17 protein-coding genes are annotated in these 23110 nt (G+C 53.8%); all 17 read right to left on the bottom strand.

What is annotated here, in order from left to right; translation table 11 throughout:
• Positions 1-6: 6 nt before the first annotated feature.
• The 17 genes from PD282_RS13415 to PD282_RS13335 all read right to left on the bottom strand — a co-directional run bounded on the left by PD282_RS13415 (position 7) and on the right by PD282_RS13335 (position 22783).
• Positions 7-843 carry a carbohydrate ABC transporter permease gene (locus PD282_RS13415; protein WP_274651183.1) on the bottom strand — a complete coding sequence of 279 codons (837 nt, stop codon included), beginning with the start codon at positions 841-843 and terminating at the stop codon, positions 7-9.
• A gap of 19 nt (positions 844-862) precedes the next feature.
• Entirely contained in the window at positions 863-1804 is a 942-nt protein-coding gene (locus PD282_RS13410) for a carbohydrate ABC transporter permease (RefSeq protein ID WP_274651182.1), read from the bottom strand.
• Positions 1805-1825: 21 nt separating this feature from the next.
• Complete coding sequence (locus PD282_RS13405) at positions 1826-3199, bottom strand: ABC transporter substrate-binding protein (protein WP_274651181.1); 1374 nt, start codon at positions 3197-3199, stop codon at positions 1826-1828.
• 212 nt (positions 3200-3411) lie between these two features.
• Positions 3412-5022 carry a response regulator transcription factor gene (locus PD282_RS13400; RefSeq protein ID WP_274651180.1) on the bottom strand — a complete coding sequence of 537 codons (1611 nt, stop codon included), beginning with the start codon at positions 5020-5022 and terminating at the stop codon, positions 3412-3414.
• 35 nt (positions 5023-5057) lie between these two features.
• Positions 5058-6923 (bottom strand): cache domain-containing sensor histidine kinase, encoded by a 1866-nt coding sequence (locus tag PD282_RS13395; protein ID WP_274651179.1) that lies wholly within the window; start codon positions 6921-6923, stop codon positions 5058-5060.
• Between the two features lie 204 nt (positions 6924-7127).
• The gene (locus tag PD282_RS13390; RefSeq protein ID WP_274651178.1) at positions 7128-8372 is read right to left on the bottom strand and encodes an MFS transporter; all 1245 of its coding nucleotides are present in this window, start codon (positions 8370-8372) and stop codon (positions 7128-7130) included.
• A complete protein-coding gene (locus PD282_RS13385; protein WP_274651177.1) occupies positions 8369-9514 on the bottom strand; it encodes a hypothetical protein in 1146 nt (381 codons plus the stop codon). The genes PD282_RS13390 and PD282_RS13385 overlap by 4 nt, the downstream gene beginning before the upstream one ends.
• 336 nt (positions 9515-9850) lie before the next feature.
• A complete protein-coding gene (locus tag PD282_RS13380; protein ID WP_274651176.1) occupies positions 9851-10318 on the bottom strand; it encodes an SRPBCC family protein in 468 nt (155 codons plus the stop codon).
• Positions 10319-10348: 30 nt separating this feature from the next.
• On the bottom strand, positions 10349-10789 hold the full coding sequence (locus PD282_RS13375) for an SRPBCC family protein (protein ID WP_274651175.1): 441 nt from the start codon (positions 10787-10789) through the stop codon (positions 10349-10351).
• A gap of 5 nt (positions 10790-10794) precedes the next feature.
• On the bottom strand, positions 10795-11289 hold the full coding sequence (locus PD282_RS13370; protein ID WP_274651174.1) for a MerR family transcriptional regulator: 495 nt from the start codon (positions 11287-11289) through the stop codon (positions 10795-10797).
• 354 nt (positions 11290-11643) lie between these two features.
• Positions 11644-13062, bottom strand: a complete 1419-nt coding sequence (locus PD282_RS13365) for a PQQ-dependent sugar dehydrogenase (protein ID WP_274651173.1) — start codon at positions 13060-13062, stop codon at positions 11644-11646.
• 181 nt (positions 13063-13243) lie between these two features.
• Positions 13244-14815 carry an extracellular solute-binding protein gene (locus PD282_RS13360; RefSeq protein ID WP_274651172.1) on the bottom strand — a complete coding sequence of 524 codons (1572 nt, stop codon included), beginning with the start codon at positions 14813-14815 and terminating at the stop codon, positions 13244-13246.
• 147 nt (positions 14816-14962) lie between these two features.
• Complete coding sequence (locus PD282_RS13355; RefSeq protein WP_274651171.1) at positions 14963-17299, bottom strand: AraC family transcriptional regulator; 2337 nt, start codon at positions 17297-17299, stop codon at positions 14963-14965.
• Between the two features lie 88 nt (positions 17300-17387).
• On the bottom strand, positions 17388-18254 hold the full coding sequence (locus tag PD282_RS13350; protein WP_274651170.1) for a carbohydrate ABC transporter permease: 867 nt from the start codon (positions 18252-18254) through the stop codon (positions 17388-17390).
• Positions 18255-18269: 15 nt separating this feature from the next.
• Positions 18270-19241 (bottom strand): ABC transporter permease, encoded by a 972-nt coding sequence (locus PD282_RS13345; protein WP_420832357.1) that lies wholly within the window; start codon positions 19239-19241, stop codon positions 18270-18272.
• Positions 19242-19681: 440 nt separating this feature from the next.
• Entirely contained in the window at positions 19682-21235 is a 1554-nt protein-coding gene (locus tag PD282_RS13340) for a sulfatase family protein (RefSeq protein WP_274651168.1), read from the bottom strand.
• Between the two features lie 195 nt (positions 21236-21430).
• The gene (locus PD282_RS13335; RefSeq protein ID WP_274651167.1) at positions 21431-22783 is read right to left on the bottom strand and encodes a sulfatase family protein; all 1353 of its coding nucleotides are present in this window, start codon (positions 22781-22783) and stop codon (positions 21431-21433) included.
• Positions 22784-23110 lie beyond the last annotated feature (327 nt).

Here is a 23110-nt window from a genome sequence, read left to right as displayed (position 1 = left end):
ACCTTACTATCCTTTGATTCCGGTCATGGCGATGCCCCGTACAAAGTACTTCTGTCCGGCAAGAAAAATGATAAAGATCGGCAGCAGCGAGCAGACCGACGCCGCCATGATTAGAGTGTAACTCGTTCTGTTTTCGTCCTGGAACGTAAGCAGGCCGAGCGGGATCGTGAATCGCTCCGTATCCGACAGGAAGATGAGCGGGTTCTCATAGTCGTTCCACGACCAGACAAACGAAAAGATCAGGAATGAGACGATGGCCGGCTTAACGAGCGGCAGCGCGATGTGAAAGAAAATTTTGAAATGGCCGGCTCCGTCAATGCGTGCAGATTCGGAAAGCTCGCCGGGCAAAGTCATAAAAAACTGACGCATTAGAAACGTGCCGAAGGCCGAAATCATGCCGGGCAGGATGAGCGCCCAGTGCGTGTTGTAGATGTCGAGATATTTGTAAAAAATGAACCGGGGCACCAGCAGCGTCTGATCGGGAAACATTAATGTGGCTAAGTAAAACAGAAACAGCACATTTTTTCCGTCAAACTGAATTTTTGCAAACGCATAGCCGGCCATCAAGCTGGTTGCAATAACTCCCGCTATCGAAATTACAGTGACTTTAACAGAATTGATATAAAAGTGGTAAAAGGGAATTTCTCCAAACCAAACGTCCCGGTAATTCTGAAACGTAACTTTCGGCGGGATCCATTGGATGGGAAAGCTGAACACATCGGCATCCAGTTTGAACGAGGTCGACAGCATCCATAGGAAAGGCATGACCGTTATGACGGATAACGAGAGCATGATGATGGTCAAGATTGATTTTCCGAGAATGGCCCGCGATGCTTTCGTCATCGTTGGCACTCCTTTCTTCTTATTGTAAATGCACCCATTTCTTCTGCTGTCGCCACTGCCATAAGGTAAGCGCGAAAATCATGACAAACAGTACCCAGGAAATGCTGTTGGCGTAGCCCAGACGATTATAGTTGAATGCCACATTATAGATGTAATAAACGAGCACGGACGTAGACGTTCCCGGGCCGCCCTTGGTCAAAATGTTAACCTGGGCAAAGATCTGGAAGGAACCGATTACCGACGTAATCATCACGAAGAACAATGTCGGCGACATCAGCGGAATCGTGATCGATCGGAATCTCTGCAAGACGCCGGCCCCGTCTACCTCCGCGGCCTCGTAATAATCGCGCGGTATTCCCTGCAGGCCCGCCAGCATGATGACCATATTGTAGCCGACCGATTGCCATATGCTCATGATAATGAGCGAAGGCATCGCCCAGGCCGACGAGCTGATCCATCCCGGCGGATGGCTGATCCCGAGCGACTGGAGAAACATATTGATCGGGCCGTAACTCGGAGAGTACAGCACGGCCCAGACGATCGAGATCGCGACCATGGAGGATATATGCGGCGAATACAGAAGCAGCCGCACGAAGCCTTTAAAATAAATGCTCTCGTTCACGATCACCGCCGCCAGAAGCGACAAGGCGATCGATATGGGAACGCTGACGACGGAGAAATAGAACGTGTTGACGAGCGAATGCAGAAACCATGTATCGGACCACTGCTCGATGAAGTTTTCCAGTCCGGTGAACCGGATTCCGCGCAGGCCGGAAACCAGATTCCATTCGCTGAAGCTCAGGACAAAGGAGAAAATAATCGGGATAAACCGGAATAGAATATATCCGATGAGGCTAACCGACAAAAACAGCCAGCCGTCCAGGTTTTCCCTTCTGAATATGCCTTTGCCGGAGCGGGCTTTCCTCGGTAATTCCGTTCCGATGATCGGATTCGGCTGCAAAGCTGCATCAGCTCCCGACTGTTATTTCTGCGCTTTGGCGATCAGGTCGTCCGCCCGCGTCTTCATTGCTTTCAGAGCATCGTCGACACTCTTCTCCCCCAGGAATACCTTGGTCACTTCCTCGTTGACCGCAGCGGTGATTTCCTTTTTGGCAACAGTAATCGTGGTTTGATCGGACACCAGCGCCGTATTGGGATCGTTGAACACCTTATACACCTGATTGCCGTCAAAAGTCGGAACATTGTATAGCGTATTAAAGACGTTCTTCTTCACCGTCTCGTCGTTGATGACGCCAGGAGGCTGCATGCCTTTCGGCGCCGCTGTAATATCCGGCCGGTCAATCGCGAAAAATTTGACCCATTCAAAGGCTTCCTTTTTGTGCTTGCTATTCTTCGGAATACTGAGATCGCTGTAAGATATCGTCGATGTCGTCTTGGAATTGGCGTCATAGCGCGGCATATTCACGACGCCGATATCAAAGTCGTGTTTGTTCTCGGGAAACGACGAATAGAACGTAACAAACGACGGTCCCATAAACATCGCCGCCTGGCCTTTGAAGAACACAGTGGCGCGATTGGTAGTCGAGTCCAGCTTCTGCGCCGGAAATTCGGCCAGCGGCATGATGGACTTGTCGGTGAACTGCATATCATAGAAAAATTGCAGGCTCCGTTTAAAGTAAGGACTGTCGAAGTTGGATTCCTTATCGCTTTTATAAATTGCGTTCAGCCCCAGCTTCAGGGTGGCCAGCGTCTTCCAGTCGTCGATGACATAGGGGATGAAGCCGTACTGCTTGTTCGGCCCGTCGCCCTTTGTCAGCTTTTTGGCCGTCTCTCTGAAGTCGTCCCAAGTCCAGTCGTCCTTGGGGTACGGAACATGCGCTTCGTCGAACAATTTTTTGTTGTAAAAGATCGCATTGATCTTATTGCCGTACGGCACGCCGTATATTTTCCCGTTAATCGTCTCCAGCTTCGTTACTTCGTCACCGAAAGTTTTGGCATAGTCAATGTGATTATCCTCAAAATATTGATTCAGCGGCTCATACAGGTCGTTGTCGACCCTGGTTCTCAAATCGTCGGGCGACCACTGCGCAATCACGTCAATCGGCTCGCCGGAGGCCAAAAGCGTGTTGACCTTGAGCGGCAGATCGGGTGAATCCGGAATAAGCTTGTATTCCGCTTCAATATTCGGATGCGTCTCATTGAATACCTTGAATGCGCTTTCCATTCCTTCGACGGGCGTCCAGTGATACACTTCGATCTTCACTTTTCCCTGAGGTGATTCCCCCTGTCCGCCGCTTGATTGCGACTTGTTTCCGTCCGCTCCACCGCCGGATGTACATGCCGCGACAAAGACCAGCATCGCTGACGCCAAGACGGCAACCGCTTTTCTAAGCATACGTATTCTCCTCCCGGTAAAATAATTGTTGGAACACGTATTACTGTAAAGCATGATTACACGTTAAAAAATGGACGGTCTTGACTGCGATTTGTAAAAGATTACGGCTATCGGCCGCTCTTCTATTCTAAGCCCCCCGTCGCTCCTGCCTCATGTTGTCTTATTTACCGGACCTTTGCTATATTTTGCTTTTTCAACGAAAATAGAGAGCGTTAGCTCCGCTCCTTGCCTTGGGCGTTCCTGTACTGACTGGGCGTCATGCCCGTTACCTTTTTGAAAAGCTTGCTGAAATAATAAAGGTCCCTGTACCCCACCGATTCTCCGATTTCATAAATCAGGCTGTCCGTCGACCGAATCAGCGACTTCGCGTGCCGGATACGGATGCCGATCAGATAATCGATGAAGTTCTCGTCCGTTTCCCGTTTGAACACGTGGCTCAAATAATTGGCAGACAGATGAACATGGTCCGCAACCGTTTGCAGCGAAATGTTTTCATTGAAATGCTCGTGGATAAACTGTTTGGCTTTTGTGATCATCGTATGACAATCCAGCAGGCGCATTCGTTCGGCCGTATTTTTAACCTGCAATATCCAATCGGCATAGTCCTGCAGCTTAAGAAACTTGTCGGGCGGAATCACCGCCCAGTCCGGATCCTTCGGGGATACGTCTTTCCGCTTCATCAGCGCCTGGAACATAAAATAGATCGATGAACAGAAGCCCTGAATGCTCATCTTCGTAATTTGGGTACAACGAAGCAGACTCCGTCCCATCGTCTCCAGCAGATCAATGATTTTGTCCAGATCGTCAAAAACGAAAGCCTGCTCCAGAGCGGCGAATTCCTGATCAAACGCGGAGCCCGTCGAAGGCAAGGATGCCGGCAGGCGGCTGAAAAAGATCGTACTGCCCTTGGGAAGAGCAAAGCCGTGCTCCAGCGCTGTGGACGCCTGCCTGTAGCCGATGCGAATATCCGCGTACGTCTTCTGCCCCCCTCCGACTCCAATCGCTATGGAGATGTTGAGATAGGTTTTCAAGGCGGAATGGATCCTTTCTGCCATGTCCCGGATCTTCTCCTCGGGCGTCCCGACGCCGGAAACGGTGTCGTCCGCGTAGATGATCGCAAACTCCAGCGGATTAACGGCGAATACGTAGCCCCATTGAAATTCGTTTACAATTTCCTGCATGATATTGGAAATGGAGTAGCTGATCACATACAGATCGTTCTCTGTATATTTCCGGATGATCTCAATGCTGTCGACTTGTGTCAACAAGCAAAATATATTCCGCTGCGGCAGTACGACGTGCATCAGATCAAGCTGCTCAGCAATGTCTTCATTGCTCTTGAAGTAGCCGAATAAGATTCGGTTAAAAAGCGACTCCCTCAGCGATGGGAGATACGTCTGGTACTGATTCAGGTTCTGCTGCCGACCGGCTCTCTCCGATCTTTCCCGTTCGATTTTTTCCTTTATTTTGTTCAAAATGTCCAGCAGCTGTTCAGGCTCCATGTTTAATTTTAAAATATAATCCTCCGCTCCGAGCTGCATCGCCTCTTTCACATAGTTGAAATCGCCGTATGAGCTGAGAACGACAAATTTTGTTTCAAGCTGTTCCGCTTTCATCGCCTGGATCAGCTCGATCCCGTTAAGAAGAGGCATCTTGATATCCGTAATCATAATGTCGGGCTGCAGCTCTCTGGCAAGCGCCAGCGCCCGTTCGCCGTTCTCCGCTTCGCCTACGACCTCAAACTCGTACTGTTTCCAGGGAATAATCGATTTCACGCCGATGCGGACGAGAATTTCATCGTCGACAATCATGACTGTAATCATGCAAACACCGCCTTATTCTGTAGGGTATACCAGCTTTAAGCGCCGCCGCTGTCCTTTTGAATGGGCAGCACCAGCATAATTTCGGTAAATTGCTGCAGGGAGCTGTTGATCGTAATCCCGAACGGATCCCCGTACGTCAGTTTAACCCGCTCGTTGACATTGCGAATGCCAATTCCGCTGAAGCCAGTTTTATTTTCACAGGGCATGTTCAGCAGCTCGTTTATTTTGTGTGCATCCATGCCGATGCCATCATCCCGCACGATGAAAACCGCCCTGTCGCCGTCTTTGGCGATCCTGATCAAAATGGTGCCGAAGCCCTGTTTGGGCTCGATTCCGTGAAAAATTGCATTTTCCACAAGCGGTTGGAGAAGGAATTTAATGCATTTGCAGGGAAGCAGACTTTCATCCACATCATATTGCACATCGAACTTATCTTTATACCTCATTTTCTGGATGCTGATATAGTCCTTCAAATTTTGAAGCTCTTCTTCGATCGTCAGGTACGGATCGACTTTATTGGTGCTGTTCTGCAGCAGTCTTCCGAGGGCGTCGATCGTTTCTTTAATGTTGTTGGCCTTCTGAATCAACGCCATCCAGCGGATGGAATTGAGCGTGTTAAACAGGAAGTGAGGATTGATTTGCGCCTGGAGCGCTTTATATTCCGCGTCCTTCTTCATGGCCTGCTCCTCCAGAACACTTTGAAACAATTCATGAATCCGCTCGATCATGTAATTGTAGCTGGAGCTCAGAACGCCGATCTCATCTTTGCTGCGTATAGTGGATTTGACCGGCAGACGGTCCTCCCTGATGCTTCTCATCGTCTCGATTAGCTGTTTGACCGGCTTGACGATATTCAGGGACAAGAAATACCAGATCAGTCCGGACAGCAGCAGGCAGACGATAAATACGCTGGCGGTAATTTCAAAGATCATTTTGTTGTCTTTAACGAGTACATGGTATGGAATGGTTTCGATTACCCACCAGTCGTAACGGCTAATATAGTAATAAGCGACTAGCTGCTTAACCCCCGTTCGGTCAAAATCAATCAAGTAGCCGTGTTTGTTTGGCTGGAGTTTGATAAGCTTCAAATTGAGTGCGCTTTCATTTTCTTCGGGCGTTTCAGGCGCATAAACGGTTTTCCCGTGATTATCGATTATAAAAATGCGGCTCGCGCTGTTAACCGTTGAATTTCCGAGCATTTCTTTGAATACGGTGTTGTCGAGACTGATATAAATCATGCCTACATTGTCGTCCATATTGACATCCTTGATCATTCTAGCCATCGAAATCAGAACTTTGTTTTTCTCTCTAGAATTGGTGCTGTCGAAATTGGCGTCATTTCCGATCCAGTAAATTTTTCCGTTCAATTTCTTCACCTCCCTAAACCAGGAGGTCGATTCCAACTGCTTTAAATTTCGCCGGTCGAAATGATTGACCTCCTCGCCATAAAGCAGATTGACTCCGTTCTCCCCGAGCACCTGAATTGAGGAGATGTATGAGAAGTCCCGAGAGTGTATCGAATACAGGGAGAACGCCTCGTTGGCCTTGACCATGGCATAATACGACGCCGGTGTATTCTCTTTAAAGTCGGGCGCCAGAATCTGTTTAATATCGGAGCTGATGTACATATAACTGGAAATTTGCTCGACCTGCTTCAATTCATTCTCGATACTGTTGCGAATATAACCGAGCGATTCGACAATGGAATCGCTTACTTTCGCTTTTACAATATCGACCGAAATCAGATAGGAACTGATGCTGATAACAGCTGTTGGAAATAGCGCCGCCACGATAAAATAGACGAAAATCTTTCTTTGCAGACTTCGATTGATAAACGAAAAAAAGGGCAGAACAGCACCTCCGTTCAGAAAAGTAATAAGCCTTAAATAAATTAAAATCACTAAAAAATCCGGCGATATGACAGCCTTTCCAGAATAAGGGCCGCTTTCAGTTGAATTCTATCACACTTGTTCATTGCCGTTAACCGATTCCAGCGGAATCAGGGTCCTGATTTACGTTCACTCATATACGACGGGCTTATACTTTTGTCAGAGAACAAAAAAGACGGCTGTTGGCCGTCTTTTTCTTTATTTGTTTATCGCATTTTAGGCCGCTTTTCTATCGACACAAAGCACAATGAAAACCTGCGTACAAGCGGCGGCGAACAGGAAAATTTCCGCTGATACCAATTTGGCCATGAGGACGAAAATGCAGAAGAGCGAGATGGAAACCACCCTGCCCACGTTTAACATGCTTTCATAAACGACGACCGATTCGATTCGCAGCTGCCCCTTAAGCGGAAGCCGATCGGCCATCGAAAAATAATACGCCATCATCCCATTTTGCAGCCAAGGATTAAAGAAGCTTTGTACGATCATGAAAAAAACGACCGGCCAACCCGAATATCCGGTCAGCAGAACGGCCGCCGCAAGCGCAATGCCCGCCCCCGAGCTAAGCAGATAACGGGATACGGACGAGCGGGATCCGATTTTCGACTGCATGTAGCTGGATGCAACGGAAATAACCGAAAATAAAATCGTCAGATACCCTACAACATCTTCACGGGTAAAGGATTGATAAAGCAAAATGCTTGGCAGAAAAAACATCATCCCTTCGAGAAGGCCGATGATAAAAAATCCGAGGACCGCTCTTGCCCAAGGCTTATTTTTAGCGGCGAGCAGAAAGGTGTATTTCAGAAAATAACGTTTTTTGCGGGACTGTTTGACGGCAATCCGGAAGCTGCCGAATGCCGTGACAAGAAATACGAGCAGCGCAATCCCGAAAACGATAATATAGCCAGTCGTATTGCGGAAAGAAGCAATGATATTTCCCGATACGGCGGTACCGGTAATGCCCGCCAACGAAAAACAGGCCGTGCTTAAGCTGAGGAACCTTAATCGGTTGGAACTCGTCGTCGCATCGTACAGCAGGACCAAAAATCCGGACCAGTAAAAGCCCATTGCCAAACCGATCGAAACCGCAAAAAGAACATAATAGGCAGAAACATACGTACCGGCGAGTACGATGGATAAATAGAACAGCGAATAAAAACCGATTCCGAGACGGTAGGTCAGCAATCGATCCCGGCGCTTGGCGATTTTTCCCCCGATGACAAAACCTAGCGGAACGAACGTATAACAGATCAAATTATAAACCGCAATGACGGAAAGCTGGTGGGAAAGCCGCCACAAATAAATATTGACGAACACAAAAGACATGGAGCTGCCGAATTGAAAAAAGGAATGAAGAATGATCGTCAGTACCGCTTCTCTTGAAAACTTCCTCTCGAGCGGCGCCTCCTCCGTTCTTCGGGATAGGCTCGCAGATTCCCCGTTAAGCCTTGTTTTCATAGCGTCTCCCAGTTTATAAAGGCCGATTTCGCTTCGCTTTTCCTTCTGACTGTCAGGGTCCGGTAATCCGGGGTTGATCGCTCGGTATTCTCCTCAAGGTCAATGTCATGGGATGAGGATACAATCCGCACATTTCGTTTCACCTTAAGGGTAAACGAATCGGCTAATCCTGGAAGCTTATAACCGGACAGCTTGGAGAAATCCAGGAGGCAGCCGGATGGACCGGGCTGTAAAAATACGCCCCAGCGGTAAACCAATTGGCTGAAGCCCTCGGCGGTGTTGGCGGACAGCATGGTATCGAATCGGCGCTGGTACGGCAGCAAAAATTCGACCCAACGGCGGACCGTTTCCCCGTTCTTTTCCGGGTTCGGGTGAAGGAGATTGGGCCAATGCATGCCGCAGATCGGACCTTCAAGCTCCCCCTTTACCTCCGGGGCGATTTGATTCCAATTGCACAAATCCGATCCCCGGTTAACGGTGATCAGATCGCCGTCGATTCCGAACAGCTCCGATTCCGGTTGTTTTGATTTCTGCATCATCTGGAATGGAGTGGACATATATTTCACGCCGAATTGTTCCAGCAGTCCGGCAAGCCCGTCTTCAGCTCCGAACCGGTGATAAAATGCCGTTGGCACGAAGGATTCGGGAAAAGAACCAAGATCGTTTTCCTGAAGCAGCGCGGCAAAGGTCCGAAGGTGCCCGAGCACCGTTTCTTTCGGTCTCATGTTTCCGTGTCTGTCATGCCATTCCGCTCGTTCCATGGTGCCGTTTCCCCAATATTCATGGCCGATTCCGTGCAGAACGACTTCTATAAAACGATGTTCTTGCCGCACGATCGCCGCCGCCTCTTCCAATAAGGCGGAAGACTTCCACGGATTGCTCCATTGTCTCCCCAAATGCGTGGCTTCGGGCATCGACTTTAAACAATCGGTTCGATCCCATTCGCTTAAAATAAAAGCGGCCTGCGGGCGCATGTGAAGCCGTTTTCCCAATTCGGCTATCGCTTCATAATCCAGCGGATGATGATTGCGCTCAATTCCGGTACGAAACGGGCCGTTTTCCGCTGAACTGTCCCTCCCTGTCCACCAGCCTACATCGTCGATTACGATTTGGATCGGCAAAGGGATGTTGATTTCGTTCATTTGAAATCTCTCCTCTCGATTTTTAACCCTATGTACGTCCAACGCACTCCCATAGCAGTCGGATGACATCCCGTCAAAATAAGGTTTCAATCATCCTATTTGAATTTTACAATCATTTTACCATCATTCCAAGCGTTTTTTGAAGAATTAATCTCATTATATGAACTTAACGATCAGTTAGATCTAAACATTTTTTTGAGTCAATCAAAATTGTGTGAGCGAATTCCAACTTGGGACAAAAATAGGTGAGCGAAAGGGCGTCATCATTTTCGGCGCACGTGAAAAAACCGGCCTTGCGGCCGGCTGTCGTTCTCGCTCAATGCAATTATAACCGACTTAAACGGTCCTCATCTTCTGCAGCTGCGCCCCAAGACGGTCCAGGTTTTGTTCGTTGGCTTCCGGGGCGAATCTTTTGGCGGCGTTAAATTCAGCGGCAGTTTCAAAAAGCTGGCGGAAGGTCAATCGGGTTTTGCCGCCGAGCTGCTCAATAACGGCCGTTATCTGAAATCGTGGCGCGGAAAGATGCCGAAGCACGATTCGTTCAGGTGCGATTTCGACAAACTCGCTTTTGTTGGGATAATCGACGCCATTCGGTCCGTGCATGACAAACTGCCATGTCCCGCCCGGCCGTAAATCATATTCATGAAACGTACTTGTGAACCCGTTCGGTCCCCACCACTGCGCCAAATGCTCGGGGTTTGTCCACGCCTCGTAAACGAGATCGCGCGGCGCGTCAAAAACACGCGAAGCAACCAATTCGTACGTTTCCGCCGCGCTGCTGTTTCCTGCCTCGTTTTCCGCCATGTCTGTTCCTCCTCGCGGTAAGATGATCGTTTACCTGTTTTCCAGCAGCTCTCCCAGCTTGTCCAGCATCTCCTTGGTGCCGTGCTCTCGCTGGGCCGATGTATCGTGGCCGTCCAGGAAAATGCCCTGCTCCGTGAAAATCAGCTTCGTACCAGCGCCTTCTGACTTAAACTCGACCGTCGTCACGGAAACCGATAGGCGCGTCTCGTCCATATCCAGCGTGTAGGTGTATACGATGCGCTCCTTCGGGACAATGTCTTGGTACCGGGCATCGAAGGTAAATACCGGTCCGCCGGGAGGACCTCCTTGACTTTTTTCCTGACCGCCGACACGGAAGTCGAATGTATCCGGTTTCGAAAACCATTGCGCTTTCAGCTCGGGATCCGACCAGGAGGCAAACACCTGCGGAGGCGAGGCTTTATACACCCGTTCGATAACAAAGGTGTCGGGTATGGCAAATCGTTCGTTCATCTCTTTCAGCTCCCTTGGCTTGGATCGCCGGATTGTCCGTCTACAAGGTCGCCCAGCAAATTCAGGCGGCGTTCCCACGACATCCGGCGTTCGACGATATATTTTTCATGACTCTTTTTCATCATATCCAGCAATTTCGTAAAATCATCCACCGTCACGGGCTGCTTCAACTGCATTAAACGGGAGACATGTTCCAATTCGGATACAATCCTTTGCTCCATCCGAATATTTTCTTTCAGACGGGCGATTTGCAGCGATACAATCTCGAGCGGACTGAAATACCCGCCGTTAAGTACGGACTTCACCTCATCGAGCGATAAACCGAGCTCTTTTAACGATAAAATTTGCTGCAGCCGCGACAAGTCGGCTTCATTGTACAGCCGGTGTCCCGAATCGGAATGCGCCGAAGGCGAGAATAAGCCGATTTGATCGTAAAACCGCAAGGTTCGTATCGTGAGACCTGTCAGCTTAGCAAGCTGTCCCACTTTCCAAAGCTTCATAACCAACTCCTTTTCTGCTGCGCCAGCTCTTTACCGGTAACTATACTATAAAACATGACGTCACGTCAGGTTCAAGCGTTTATGCGCATTTAGTTGATGTTTATTTTCCGCCGCGAGATTGGAAAACGGGCGCCCCCATCCATCTTTTCCGGAACGCCGGCGAATCAAGCCGCCCACGGATAAAGAAAAAGACGGGACTTCCGCCCGCCGCGTGTGATACCGGTCCATCAAGCTGCAATGAGAGGATAAAGGAAGTGTTCGAGAAGCCGAGGGTTACGGGGGGAGAAACGCATCGTACGTAAAGAAAAGCAAATTCCCGGCATGGAGAACAAGGCCGATTTTGATCGCTGTGAATTACGGAACAAGTTCACAAACGGTGCCTCGATTAAGATCCGTCACATTCATTGAACCATACACACCCAGATAGAGTCCGGTTTGATCCCGGTTCGTTCCCAAACTCACATAATAAGCGGGCTGCGACCCGAACGGATGATCGGTTTCAATGACATGAAAATCACTCGTTTTACCAGCCGATCTTATTCGGGTATATGCTAAAGCTCCCCGGACCGGAGGCTGGGCTTGTTCTTTCCGGGCAAAATCGGTAAACACGACGCTTCCCGTTAACTGGGGAATTCCCCTTCCCATATACGGCTGGACGCCTGTTAGCGCAGTTCCGCTAAACTTATCGGGCCTTGAATCCTGATGAAAATAACTCGTTAAAGGCTGAAGACGCAAGACGGAGGTATTGACAGCTTCTTGATAATAAGCGATTGTTTTCTGATCCATAGCCGGATTGGCAGGGCAGCTTCTAGTGATGGAAGTCGGAAAAACGCCTTCCCATCCCCGCCAGCCAAAATTAACCGACCCGTCCAGGCCGTATTCGGATTTCATTTCATAAGCTTTTACAAGTTGAGTCACCGGTATCGGTTTATAATGCACGAACGAAAAAATCGACTCGACCAAATCCTGCCCGACATTTCCCGCATATTTGATCACCTGATGGTAAAACTTTTGAAAGGATATCCCCGGAATATTGCGAACCCCTTTGGCGATGACCGCAAGCGTTTGCTGAATGGGCGCGGGCAGTTCATGAAAACGTGTAGCTGCAGGCGGGTCAAGGATAAACGTATGCTGCATGACATCGATTTCAATGATTTTACCGGCGATTTCCATATCGTCCTGGCTCAATCGAAAGGGGTCATAGCCGGATCCGCCGTCTCCGGTCGTTAACACCAGCTTTCCCGATTCCGGTGAAAAGTTCAGGCTGTTCACCCCATTATGATTGAAAAAGGGCCTTCTCAAGTTCAGCAGTGTCCGTCTTCGTTGAGGCTGACCGTTCGATCGTAAAATCCATTCCTCGACGGTATCGATATGATCATATCGAGTCTCTCGATCGGTCCACTTGAGGTTTAAGGTGGCGGGGTCGCACGGGTCAGGCTGAAAAGGTTCGGAAAGCGCGCCCGGGCCTTGTGTTCCGGCAACCGAATAATGAAGATAAAACAGGCCGTTATAATAAAATTCCGGATGAAACGCCAGCCCCAGCAGTCCCCGTTCATCATATCCTCCGCCGACGGCGCCAAGCTTTAGGATTCGCGGGCGAATATCCAAAAAAGGTTTGATCGCTCCGCCGTTTCCGATATAAAAGATTTCCCCGACCTGCGTGGCCATAAATAATCGTTCGACGGAGTCGCCCGGAAGGATCGTTGTTTTCAATACAGTCGGCAAATTGATGCTGTTTACAATGGGCCGCAGCCTAACTTTAACGGTAGTCAACGAACGATACGCCCCTTTCTTCTTGTATTCTTGTACAAGAATATGACGGGTGCGTTCCTATTAGTACCCGTCCGATTTGGGCAGGGAATCTAAGCAGACACTGTCTCTGGCCGGAACAGCCTTCGGAGGACACGTACGAATAAGGGGGACGGAAGCTTCCTCCCGTCCCCCTGTCAGCCGGTTATTGCCCTGCGTTACGCTTCTGATAAGCGTCGGTCATTTCCTGGCTCATCTTGATCATATCCGGGTTGTTTTTCAGCTGGTTCACGAAGCTGTCCCAAGCGGTGATCGGCTCCCGGCCAATGATGATCTTCGTCTTCAGATCCTGCACCTGCTTCTCGATTTCGGGAAGCGCCCTGACGGCGGTATCCGAGTTCAGGCCGGTGCTGATATCCGCGACGCTCGACTTGGCCCGCTCGTCCTGAATTTTTGTATAAAGTTCGTTGACCTCTTTCGGGAAGAAAATCTTCGTCGAGCTGGCATACGGATCGGCCACGTAGACGATCTGGTTGAAGGTCGGGCCGTTGTCCTTCTGCAGCTGCTCCTCGTCGATCACCTTCTCGCCGTTCACGACCTTGTAGTCGGTGCCTTCGAAGCCGTACTGCTGGTACTGGAACACGTCGTCGTTCATCCAGGTGTCCATCATTTTCAGGATGCGCTTCATCTTCGCTTCCGGCACGCTCTTCGGGATCGCCATCAGCCCCGAGAAGCCCGGCCCCTTCGGGTTGTAGCCGTTGATGCTCGTCAGCGGGTAGAAGTCGATCTGCTTGAAATTCGGGTCGACGGTCTTCAGCTTGTTGTAATGGTCGGAGCTGGTGCCGGACTTATCGACGAGAATGCCCGCCTTGCCCGAATCGAACAGATCCTGGGACTGCGTCAGCTTCATCGATGCGACGTCCTCCGGAATGAGATTCTCCTTGTACACCTTCGCCAGGTACTCGAGCGCCGTGCGGGTTTCCGGCAGCAGCGCGGTATAGACCAGCTTGCCGTCCTGCAGCTTCCACTCGCCGTCGACGCCGGTAAAGCTTTGCTCCACCTGTCCGAGCGAGCCCATGTCGGTCGGATTGATATAGGCGGTCAGCCCGACGGTATCGTTCTTGCCGTTTCCGTCCGGATCCTTGTCCGTGAACACCTTCATGACGTTGTACAGCTCGTCGGTCGTCGTCGGCACCTGCAGACCCAGCTTATCGAGCCAGTCCTTGCGGATAATGAAGAAGGAATCCGCTTCGGACGGCCGCGGGCGCGGAACGCCGTAGTTTTTGCCGTCGGCCATCTTGGTCAGGTCCCAGGCGGTCTGCGAAATTTTCGAAGTCAAGTTCGGATAATCCTTGATGTACGGGCCGATATCCCAGAACGCGCCCTGCGCCACCGCGCTGCGGAACACCGACGAGAACGGATCGTTGATGAAGATGAGGTCGGGAATGTCGCCGGAAGCCAGCGTGACGTTCAGCTTGTCCGTATAATTGTTGCCCGACACCCAGTTGATTTTCATTTTTGAATTGGTCGCCTTCTCGATCGCCTGTTTGATTTTGTTGTCGTCCGTCGGCGCCGTCGGGGTCAGCAGAATCGCCATAATGCTGACCTCCAGAGGCTTCTCGGATGCGCCGCCTGCGTTCGAGCCGCCCGCGCTCCCGCTGTCCGCGTTCTGGCCGCCGCCGGATGAGCCGCCGCATGCCGTCAGCAGCAGCAGAAGCGACAGCAGCGCGGCAGCCGCCGCGAAGGCTCCTCTTGCCTTTTTCGTTCTTTCGTTCATGTCCTGGTCCTCCCTTTTTTATGTTCGTTCGAGACTACTTCAGACGGTAACCGCTCGGAAGCTTGCAAACAATCGGATTCTTTTGCGGGCGGCGTTTCGCCCGGATAAGACTTTGTTGCGCGAGTAAGACATCGATGGGCGGCCGCTTCAGGTGCGGTTCAGCTCGCGGTAATGACTTGGCGTAATGCCCTCGTATTTCTTGAATATCCGGTTGAAGTACGAGTGCTGATACCCCACCTTCTCCGCCACGTTATTGATCTTCAGCTCGCTTTCGCGCAGCAGCGATTTGGCCTGATCGATCCGGATCTGCGTCAAATAATCGATGAAATTGATGCCCATCACCTGCTTGAACGCCCGGCTGAGCGTGTAAGGGCTCGTACCGAACTGCTCGGCGCAGGAGTCCAGCGAAAGCGCATCCATATAGCGCGACTCCAAATAATGAACGACTTTTTCGACCATCTGCTTCAAACGGAACTCTTGGCGGTTGATCAGCTCCTGCACGAAGACGGCGACCACCTTGACCTCGAACCAGCGAAGCATCTGCTCCGGCTCGCGGATTTGCGCAAGCTGATCGAACAGGTTTACGCCGCCGAACAGCTGCACCGGATTCATGCCGGACTGCAGCACCGTGTAGCGGATCGCGGCGAGCAGCTGCAGCATCCCCTGCTGGACGAACAGCTCGGTCGCGCCGCCCTGCGAGAGCTCCTTCATAAACTGCCCGATCAGCTCCACCGCTTCCTGCTCGAGTCCGGTGCGAATAGCGTGAATAATTTCTTTTTCCAGTGAAAAAGGATAGCTGCATTCCATCGTGCTCGCCCCCGAGGGTTGTCCCGCTTTCATAATCTGCAAATCGTCGGACAGATCCCGAAACAGGAGCGCCTGCTGGGTTTCCTCGAAGATGCGGGGAATCATCTGGACGGCGTCCGTCGATTTGCTGATGGAGGCGGTCACCTGCATTTTGAGCAGCCGCTTCAAGGTTTGGACGGCGTTCGTGCAGAAAGCGTCCAGATCCTCCGCCAGCCACCCTGCCGGGTGATCGGCGGGGAACGACAGAAGCAGGCCGACCGAGAAGTTGTGAAAATTGATGACGCTCGCCTGCTCGTACTGCTCGCGCGTCAGCTCCTCGATGATGTTCGCGGCTGCGAAGGTAACCAGGTCCTCGTCGCCCGAGGAGAACCGTCCCTGAAGGCTGGAGAAGCCGTTCAGCTGAAACAGCAGCGAAATAAACTGCCGGTCCTCCGCATGCCAGCCGTACATTTTCATCTTCTCGCGGATGTCGTTTTCCGGATACGACAGGAAGTGGCCCTGGACCAGCTGCAGGAAGAAGCCCTCTCGCAGGAGAGGCAGCTGCTCATCCAGCTTCGTGCGCATCGATTCCCGTTCCCGCGACAGGTCGGCCAGCTGCTTCTCGAACAGGCCGAACTCGTCCTCGTCTCCTTCGTTTCTGCTGCCCGTCAAATTGCGCACCAGCCGTTCGATCGGTACATAAATGCGGTTGGAGACGAGCCAGGACAGGATTAGTGCGAGCAGCAGGCCCGAAAGGCTGATATAGACGATCCATTTGGACATCGTGACGACGGGGGCCGTAATCGCCGTGAGCGGCACCGCCGAAATGTAGTTCCACGTTTTGCCGAGCCGCGAGAGATGCCCGTAGGAAACGGAATACGTTTTGCTGTCGTAGGTGAACAGGAAGGACCCGGCGGATCGCTGCTGCTTTCCGATCTCCTGCCGAAGTGCCTCGTCGAGCGGCGATTTGCCGTCTCCGGTGCCGCTGCCCGACAGCACCCAGCTGCCGTCCGCGGCGTCGACGATCGTTTCGCCTTCGTTGTACGGGTTCAGCGTGCCGAAGAGCTGCATCAGCCGCTTCGTGTCGATGCTCGCCACGAGTACGCCGAACGGCTCGATGCTGCCGCCGGGCAGCTTGTTCACCAACGACAGCGCGGAGCCGGAATCCGCGCCGCCGGACGGCGCGTTCGTCCAGAAGACGGCCCTTTTGCCCGGGGCCATCAGCGACTCGTAAGATTTGATTTCACCCGGAACGGTCAAGTATTGATATTCCGACTTGTCGAATACGAGCGGCTTCGGCTTGTCGAGGTACAGCTGCACCCTGCCTATCAGCGGATGCGAGCTTTCCATAATGAGCAGCATCCGGTACAGCTCCTGCACCTGCTCGAACTGCTTGGATACGTTAAGGTGATTTAAATTATCGTCAAACGAAGGCTCGAATGCCCAGTGGGAGAAGGTCAGCTCCAAATAAGCCAGTTGATCGTCGATATTGGCGGCGCGCTCCCGGATCTGGTTTTGGTGAAGCCGCTGCAGCTCCCCCTCCAGCTTGTTCCCGGACACCAGATAAATACTCGCCCCGATAATCATCCCCGGAATGCTGGCGATCAGCAGAATCAGCACCAGACTTTTGCGAAAAAAACGCCGGTTGTATTTGTATTTCGCCATATCCCGGAACCAAAGCTTAATCGATCCGACCACGATTCTCCCTACCTTTCCAAGAGGATGCCTTATGGATTCGTCGCATTCGCCGCAAGCGGCCTATCTTTTCGCAGCAGCCGGCGTCCGCTTACCCTTTGACGGAACCGACCATAGCGCCTTTCGCAAAATGCTTCTGCAGGAACGGATAGACGCACAAAATCGGAATCGTGGCGGTGACGACGGCCGCCATCATCAGCGTCTCCGAAGGCGGCGTGGCCATGAACGAATCGGCCTGCAGCTCGGTGTTGTCGGCGTTCAGCAGCATGTTCTGCAGCATGACCTGGATCGGCCACTTCGCGGCGTCGTTCAGGTAGATCAGCGCGTTGAAAAACTGGTTCCAGTAGCCGACCGCGTAAAACAGGCCGAACGCGGCAAGCGAAGGGAGCGACAGCGGCAGGATGATCCGGATCCAGATCGACAAATCGTTGCAGCCGTCGATCGCCGCCGATTCCTCCAGCTCGGCCGGGATGCTGTCGAAGAAGCCCTTCATCAGGATGACGTTCCAGCCGCTCGCCAGCGCCGGAATGATCAGCGACCAGAGACTGTTGATCAGATGCAGCTGGCGCACGAGCATATAATGCGGAATCATGCCCGGGTTGAACAGGATCGTCAGCAGAATGAGCAGCAGAAACAGATTGCGGCCGCGCAGCCGCTTGCGCGAAAGCGCGTAGGCGAGCGATGCCGTCACCACCAGGCTGCACGCGGTGCCTACGACCGCCAAATACGTGCTGACGCCGAGCGACCGCGCGAACGCCTCGGTGGACAGCAGATACTTGTAGGAAGCGAGCGACCAGGTATGCGGGAACAGAATAAAGGATCTGCGGACATATTCGGCCGGATCCGTAAAGGACACGACCACCACGTAATAGATCGGAAAAATCGTCACGATGCCGATCAGGCCAAGCAGCAGCAGATTCAGGGCGGTAAAGACTCGATCTCCAAAGCTGACTCTCATAGCGGCTTCGCCTCCTTAGTAAATGCCGTCCTCGCCCATTTTTTTGGCAAGGCGGTTCGCCCCTACGACGAGGACCAGGCCGACGACGGACTTGAACAGGCCGGCCGCCGTGCTGTAGCTGAACTGCGCCTGCTGTATGCCGACCCGGTAAACGTACGTGTCGAACACCTCGGCCACCTGCGAAACCGCGCCGTTGTACATCAGGAACACCTGCTCGAAGCCGACGTCCATCATGTGACCGAGCCGCAAAATGAGCAGAATGACGATCACGTTGCGGATCGCCGGCAGCGTTATGCTCCACATCTGGCGAATGCGGCCGGCGCCGTCGATTTTCGCCGCTTCGTAAATCTGCGGATCGATGCCCGCCATGGCGGCCAGGAACAGGATCGTACCCCATCCGCATTCCTTCCAGATCGACTGCACCGTCAGCATGATCCAAAACAGGTGCGGATTCGTTAAAATGTCGATTTTGCCGGCGCCCGACGCCTCCAGTATTTTGTTGACGAGGCCGCTCCCTTTGGCGAACAGCAGAAACGTCAGGCTGGAGATGATGACCCAGGACAGAAAGTGCGGCATGTAAATCACGGTCTGAACCGCCCGCTTGTAAAACATGCTCCGCACTTCGTTCAGCAGCAGCGAGAGCAGAATCGGCAGCGGAAAGAAAAAGACCAGGTTCAGCAGGTTGATCGCCATCGTGTTGCGAAACAGCAGCATGAAGTCCGGGTTCGCGAAGAAGCGGTGGAAATTTTCGAAGCCGACCCAGGGGCTGCCCGAGATGCCCGCGAACGGCGAATAATTTTGGAGCGCGATCACGATGCCCCACATCGGTACGTACTTGAACACTAGAAAAAAGGCAAGTCCCGGGAGCGCAAGCATGTACAAATATTTGTCGCGCCGGATGTCGAGCGCGAGCCGGCGCAGCCAGTCGGCCCGGCCGCCCGTCTTCTTTCCCGTGCCGGGAGTTAAAACCGCAGGTTGTTCATTCATCAATTGGGCCAGCTCCTCTCTGTCGCGGACCGGTCTTACGGCATGGACGCGGCAATCGAAATTGCCCGCTGCGGCCGGCCGCGGGCGGCAGCCGGAAACGCTGCCAGTCAAACATCGCAAAGCTCCTCCTCGTTCTCGGCTGCCGCGCCCCCCCTTCCCGGCACCGGCTGATAAGCCGCAGCCGGCGGGGTCTGGACGGGGCAGCATGTTTTTAACTATACCTCGCGGGGCGTTTCCCCAAAATCATACTCTTTTGCCGGGCGGTTCCGGCCCGGGTTGCACTTCGTTGCATGGCTTGCACTTTTTTGCAACGCTGTAATACAGCCGCGCCAGGGTTTGCCGCTGACCCGTCTCCTCGGCTTAAGCCTTATCGTACGCACGGCAGGCTGTACGGCGCCTGTTTCTCACCCGGCCGCGCAATCGGCGGTGCAGCCAACGCGTCACGCGTTCGGCTGAGTACCGGCGAATTTCGTCTCAAGTGCCTCCGTTCCGTGCCGGTCGTAGAAGAACGGACCTTTCGCCCAAACGCACGCGAGATGCATCAGCAGCTCCGCGGTCATCCGCTCCCGGACGGCTGCGTGTTCATCCTCGCCGTAAAGGTTGTTCCATTCGTGCGGGTCGTCGGATAAACGGTACAGCTCCCCGCGGAAACTGCCGACCCGTTGGATGGCGTCTTCGATGGCGCCCGGCAAATAGAGGATCAGCTTCCAGTCCTTCTTCCGCCACATCAGCGCGGGAGCCGAATGGATCGATACTGGTCCCGAAGCGCCTTTGCCGTGAAATTCGCAAAACGTTCCGGCGCGCCGCTCCTCGCCGAGCAGATCGAGACCGGGCAGCCGCGGATCGCGGGGAAGCCCGGCGACCTTCGCCAGCGTCGGCACCAGATCGACGAGCTCGGCCGGACGATCGTCAAGCGTCCCGCGCCGGTCCGCCGGAATCCGCGAGCCGGCCAAAATCATCGGCACCCGGACACTGCTGTCGTACAGGCAGTATTTGCTGAAACGGTACTGCCGCTCGCCCAGCATCTCGCCATGGTCGGACACGAACACGATGAGCGCGTCGTCCAGCCTTCCCTGCCGCTCAAGCCTCTCCAGCGCCCGGCCGAAATAATGATCCAGCCAGGAGCAGTTCGCCCAGTAGCGCAGCGTCGTCCTTCTTCGCTCCTCCGGCGTCATTCGCTGCCAGATTCGTTTCTTGTCCAAATACTGCCGCCGGCTCGAATCGCTCACCTCGTCGGTCGCGGCCAGATGCGTATCCCGCTCATCGTCCCATGGAGGCTGCGGCAGATCGGGAATGTCGCGGATATCGTATAAATCCTCAAATTCCTTCGGCACGTTAAACCCGGCATGCGGCTTCAAAAACGACAAATACAGAAACAGCGGCCGCCCGGGGTCCAGTCCCCCGTCGAGAAAGGACAGGCACTGCTCCGCCACCCAGCCGTCGCGGTGCAGATGCATCGGCACCTCGCTCGTGCAGCCGATGTACCCGTTCGCATTTTCTTCGCCGCCGCCGTAATGCTTCGTCTCCTCGCTGTACAGCCTGAGCCCTTCCGGCTCGACATCGTCCATCATGACGGCTCCCCGCTCGTAATGGCCGCTGTTTCGGGCGAGCCCGACCGCCCGCACATCGAAACCGCGCGTTGACGGTTCGGCGGTGCGCTCGCCGTGATTCCAGTGCGTTTTGCCGAAGCCCGCCGTCTGGTAGCCCGCCTTGCGCATCAGCTCCGGCAGCGGGTCGGACGGAAGCAGCGACTCCTCGTACAGTCCGCCGTGGTTTGTCCGCACTCCAAGCTGGGACGGATAGTACCCGAACATCATCGAGCTCCGGCTCGGCACGCACATCGGCGCCTGACAGACCGCTTCGCTGAACGCGATCCCCTGCTCCGCCAGCTTGTCGAGCGTCGGGGTTTTGATGTGCCGGTTGAAGCGGTCGATGCAGTCCCAGCGCTGCTGGTCGGTCATAAAAAAGATTATATTGGGCTTCGATGCTTCCACTTTCGTCATCTCCTTAACCTCAGCATCCTTCACAAGCAGGACAGCCGGACCGCAGCCGTTAGGTTCCGCAGCCGCAGCGCGGCTCCTTCGGCGGCCGGTGCCGGATTTGATATCGACCGTTGCTGTGCCCTTCAGGCTGGTCGTCGCCTGCCGAAGTGAGTGTACACCCTGACGTACGATATTGATCCGATTACGTCAGGCCTCCGCTTCTTCCGGGTCTACCTTGCGCTGGCCCGATTTGCGCGGCGCGGCCGGTTCAATGACCGGCGTCCGCTCGCCGGCTTCGGTCATGCGGCGGACGAGCCGCTCCCGCAGCCGGTCGGCGACGGCCCGGTGCGAATCGAGCCCCGCCAGATTGGTCAGCTCGTACGGATCCGCATCCAGATCGTACAGAAATTCCTCCGCGTAGCGCGCGGCTCCCGCCTCGGTGCGGCCATCGGCGTCCGGAGCCTTGACGCTGTATTTCCATCGCCGCGTGCGGATCGCCCGGCCCAGCTGGCTTTCGCTGATCTGCACGAATACCTCCTCCGGCCAAGCCGCCTCCTCGCCCTTCAGCAGCCGCAGTACCGAGCGCCCCTGCATATGGGCGGGAACGGCAATGCCGGCGGCGTCCAGCAGCGTCGGCGGCAGATCGACCAGACTGACCAGCTCGGTCACCCGGCCGCCGCGCTCGAAGCCCGGACCGCAGACCGCCGCGGGAATCCGGATCGAGCTGTCGTGGCAGGACCTTTTGTACTCGCCGTTGCGGGTCTTGAAATGATTGCCGTGGTCGGAGGTGAACAAAATAATCGTATCCTTCGCCAAAGACAGGCTTTTCAGCGCATCCATGATCCGGCCGAGTCCTTCGTCCAGCCGCTTCACCATGCCATAATATCCGCCCAAATGCTGATGGGCCGTCCCTCCGAGGGCGGCCAGATCGGGCGGGACGTACCTGCCGTGGTAGCGGTCGCGGTACACATCCGGCGCCGGATAATCATCCCTATGATTCTGGTGATGCGGCTCAATGAACGACAGAAACAGAAAAAACGGCTTGTTCCTCCGCTTGGCGATATAGCGAATGGCGGCGTCGGTCATGGCGTCCGACCGGTAGCCGGGCAGCTCGACGGGCCGGTTGGCGTTATCGTACAGCAGCGTGCGGTACGCATCCGACGTGTGCTCGAGCGCATCGGAGGCCAGCCAGCAGGTGTACCCGCCTCTCAGCGGCTCCGGCACCGGCTCGGTACGGGTCGCGGCCAGATGCCATTTGCCGATGTAGCCGGTCTCGTACCCGGCGCCGTTAAAATAATGCGCCAGCGTCGGGAGCTCCTCCCGCAGCGCGATTCCGTTGCGGTAGCAGCCTGAGGCGGTCGCATACAGCCCCGTCTGCATGCAGGAGCGGGCCGGTCCGCACACCGGCTGGCAGGTGAACGTATGGAACAGATGCGTGCCCTCGGCCGCCATCCGGTCAAAATGCGGCGTCAGCCCGAGCGGATTACCGTGAGCGCCGGTCGTATCCCAGCGCTGCTGATCGGTGAAGAACACGATCACATTCGGTTGAGATTTCGCCATTGTCTTACTCCCTTCCGGTCCCGAATCCTACCCCACCATAGCCCATGCGCCTTTTGCACACAATCGTATTCTTTTGTAGCCGCGGTTCTCCATCCGCATGACCCGGCTTTTCCGGGCGTACTTTATTGCACCGTTAGGACATCCTTGCTTCCCCTTTTCCGATATTGCGCGACAAGCAAGCCAAAAAAGCCCCAAGCTAAGGCCGGGAGCCATATAAGGAGCCGTTCGTTCGTGACCGGGCGGACTGAAGCCAGCAATAGAACCATCGGATCCAAAAGCTTTCGCAGCCGGCCCCGGATTTGTAAGAATCGAAAGCGAATGGCTGTC

It is taken from the genome of Paenibacillus humicola (assembly GCF_028826105.1).
Classification (GTDB): domain Bacteria; phylum Bacillota; class Bacilli; order Paenibacillales; family Paenibacillaceae; genus Paenibacillus_Z; species Paenibacillus_Z humicola.
This window is presented reverse-complemented; position numbering and strand designations above follow the sequence as displayed.

Coding starts and splice junctions, on each gene's coding strand:
- PD282_RS13390 (WP_274651178.1), bottom strand. CDS start 8,372: ATGAAAACAAGGCTTAACGGGGAATCTGCGAGCCTATCCCGAAGAACG.
- PD282_RS13415 (WP_274651183.1), bottom strand. CDS start 843: ATGACGAAAGCATCGCGGGCCATTCTCGGAAAATCAATCTTGACCATC.
- PD282_RS13380 (WP_274651176.1), bottom strand. CDS start 10,318: ATGGCGGAAAACGAGGCAGGAAACAGCAGCGCGGCGGAAACGTACGAA.
- PD282_RS13375 (WP_274651175.1), bottom strand. CDS start 10,789: ATGAACGAACGATTTGCCATACCCGACACCTTTGTTATCGAACGGGTG.
- PD282_RS13385 (WP_274651177.1), bottom strand. CDS start 9,514: ATGAACGAAATCAACATCCCTTTGCCGATCCAAATCGTAATCGACGAT.
- PD282_RS13400 (WP_274651180.1), bottom strand. CDS start 5,022: ATGATTACAGTCATGATTGTCGACGATGAAATTCTCGTCCGCATCGGC.
- PD282_RS13345 (WP_420832357.1), bottom strand. CDS start 19,241: ATGAATGAACAACCTGCGGTTTTAACTCCCGGCACGGGAAAGAAGACG.
- PD282_RS13360 (WP_274651172.1), bottom strand. CDS start 14,815: ATGAACGAAAGAACGAAAAAGGCAAGAGGAGCCTTCGCGGCGGCTGCC.
- PD282_RS13350 (WP_274651170.1), bottom strand. CDS start 18,254: ATGAGAGTCAGCTTTGGAGATCGAGTCTTTACCGCCCTGAATCTGCTG.
- PD282_RS13335 (WP_274651167.1), bottom strand. CDS start 22,783: ATGGCGAAATCTCAACCGAATGTGATCGTGTTCTTCACCGATCAGCAG.
- PD282_RS13405 (WP_274651181.1), bottom strand. CDS start 3,199: ATGCTTAGAAAAGCGGTTGCCGTCTTGGCGTCAGCGATGCTGGTCTTT.
- PD282_RS13370 (WP_274651174.1), bottom strand. CDS start 11,289: ATGAAGCTTTGGAAAGTGGGACAGCTTGCTAAGCTGACAGGTCTCACG.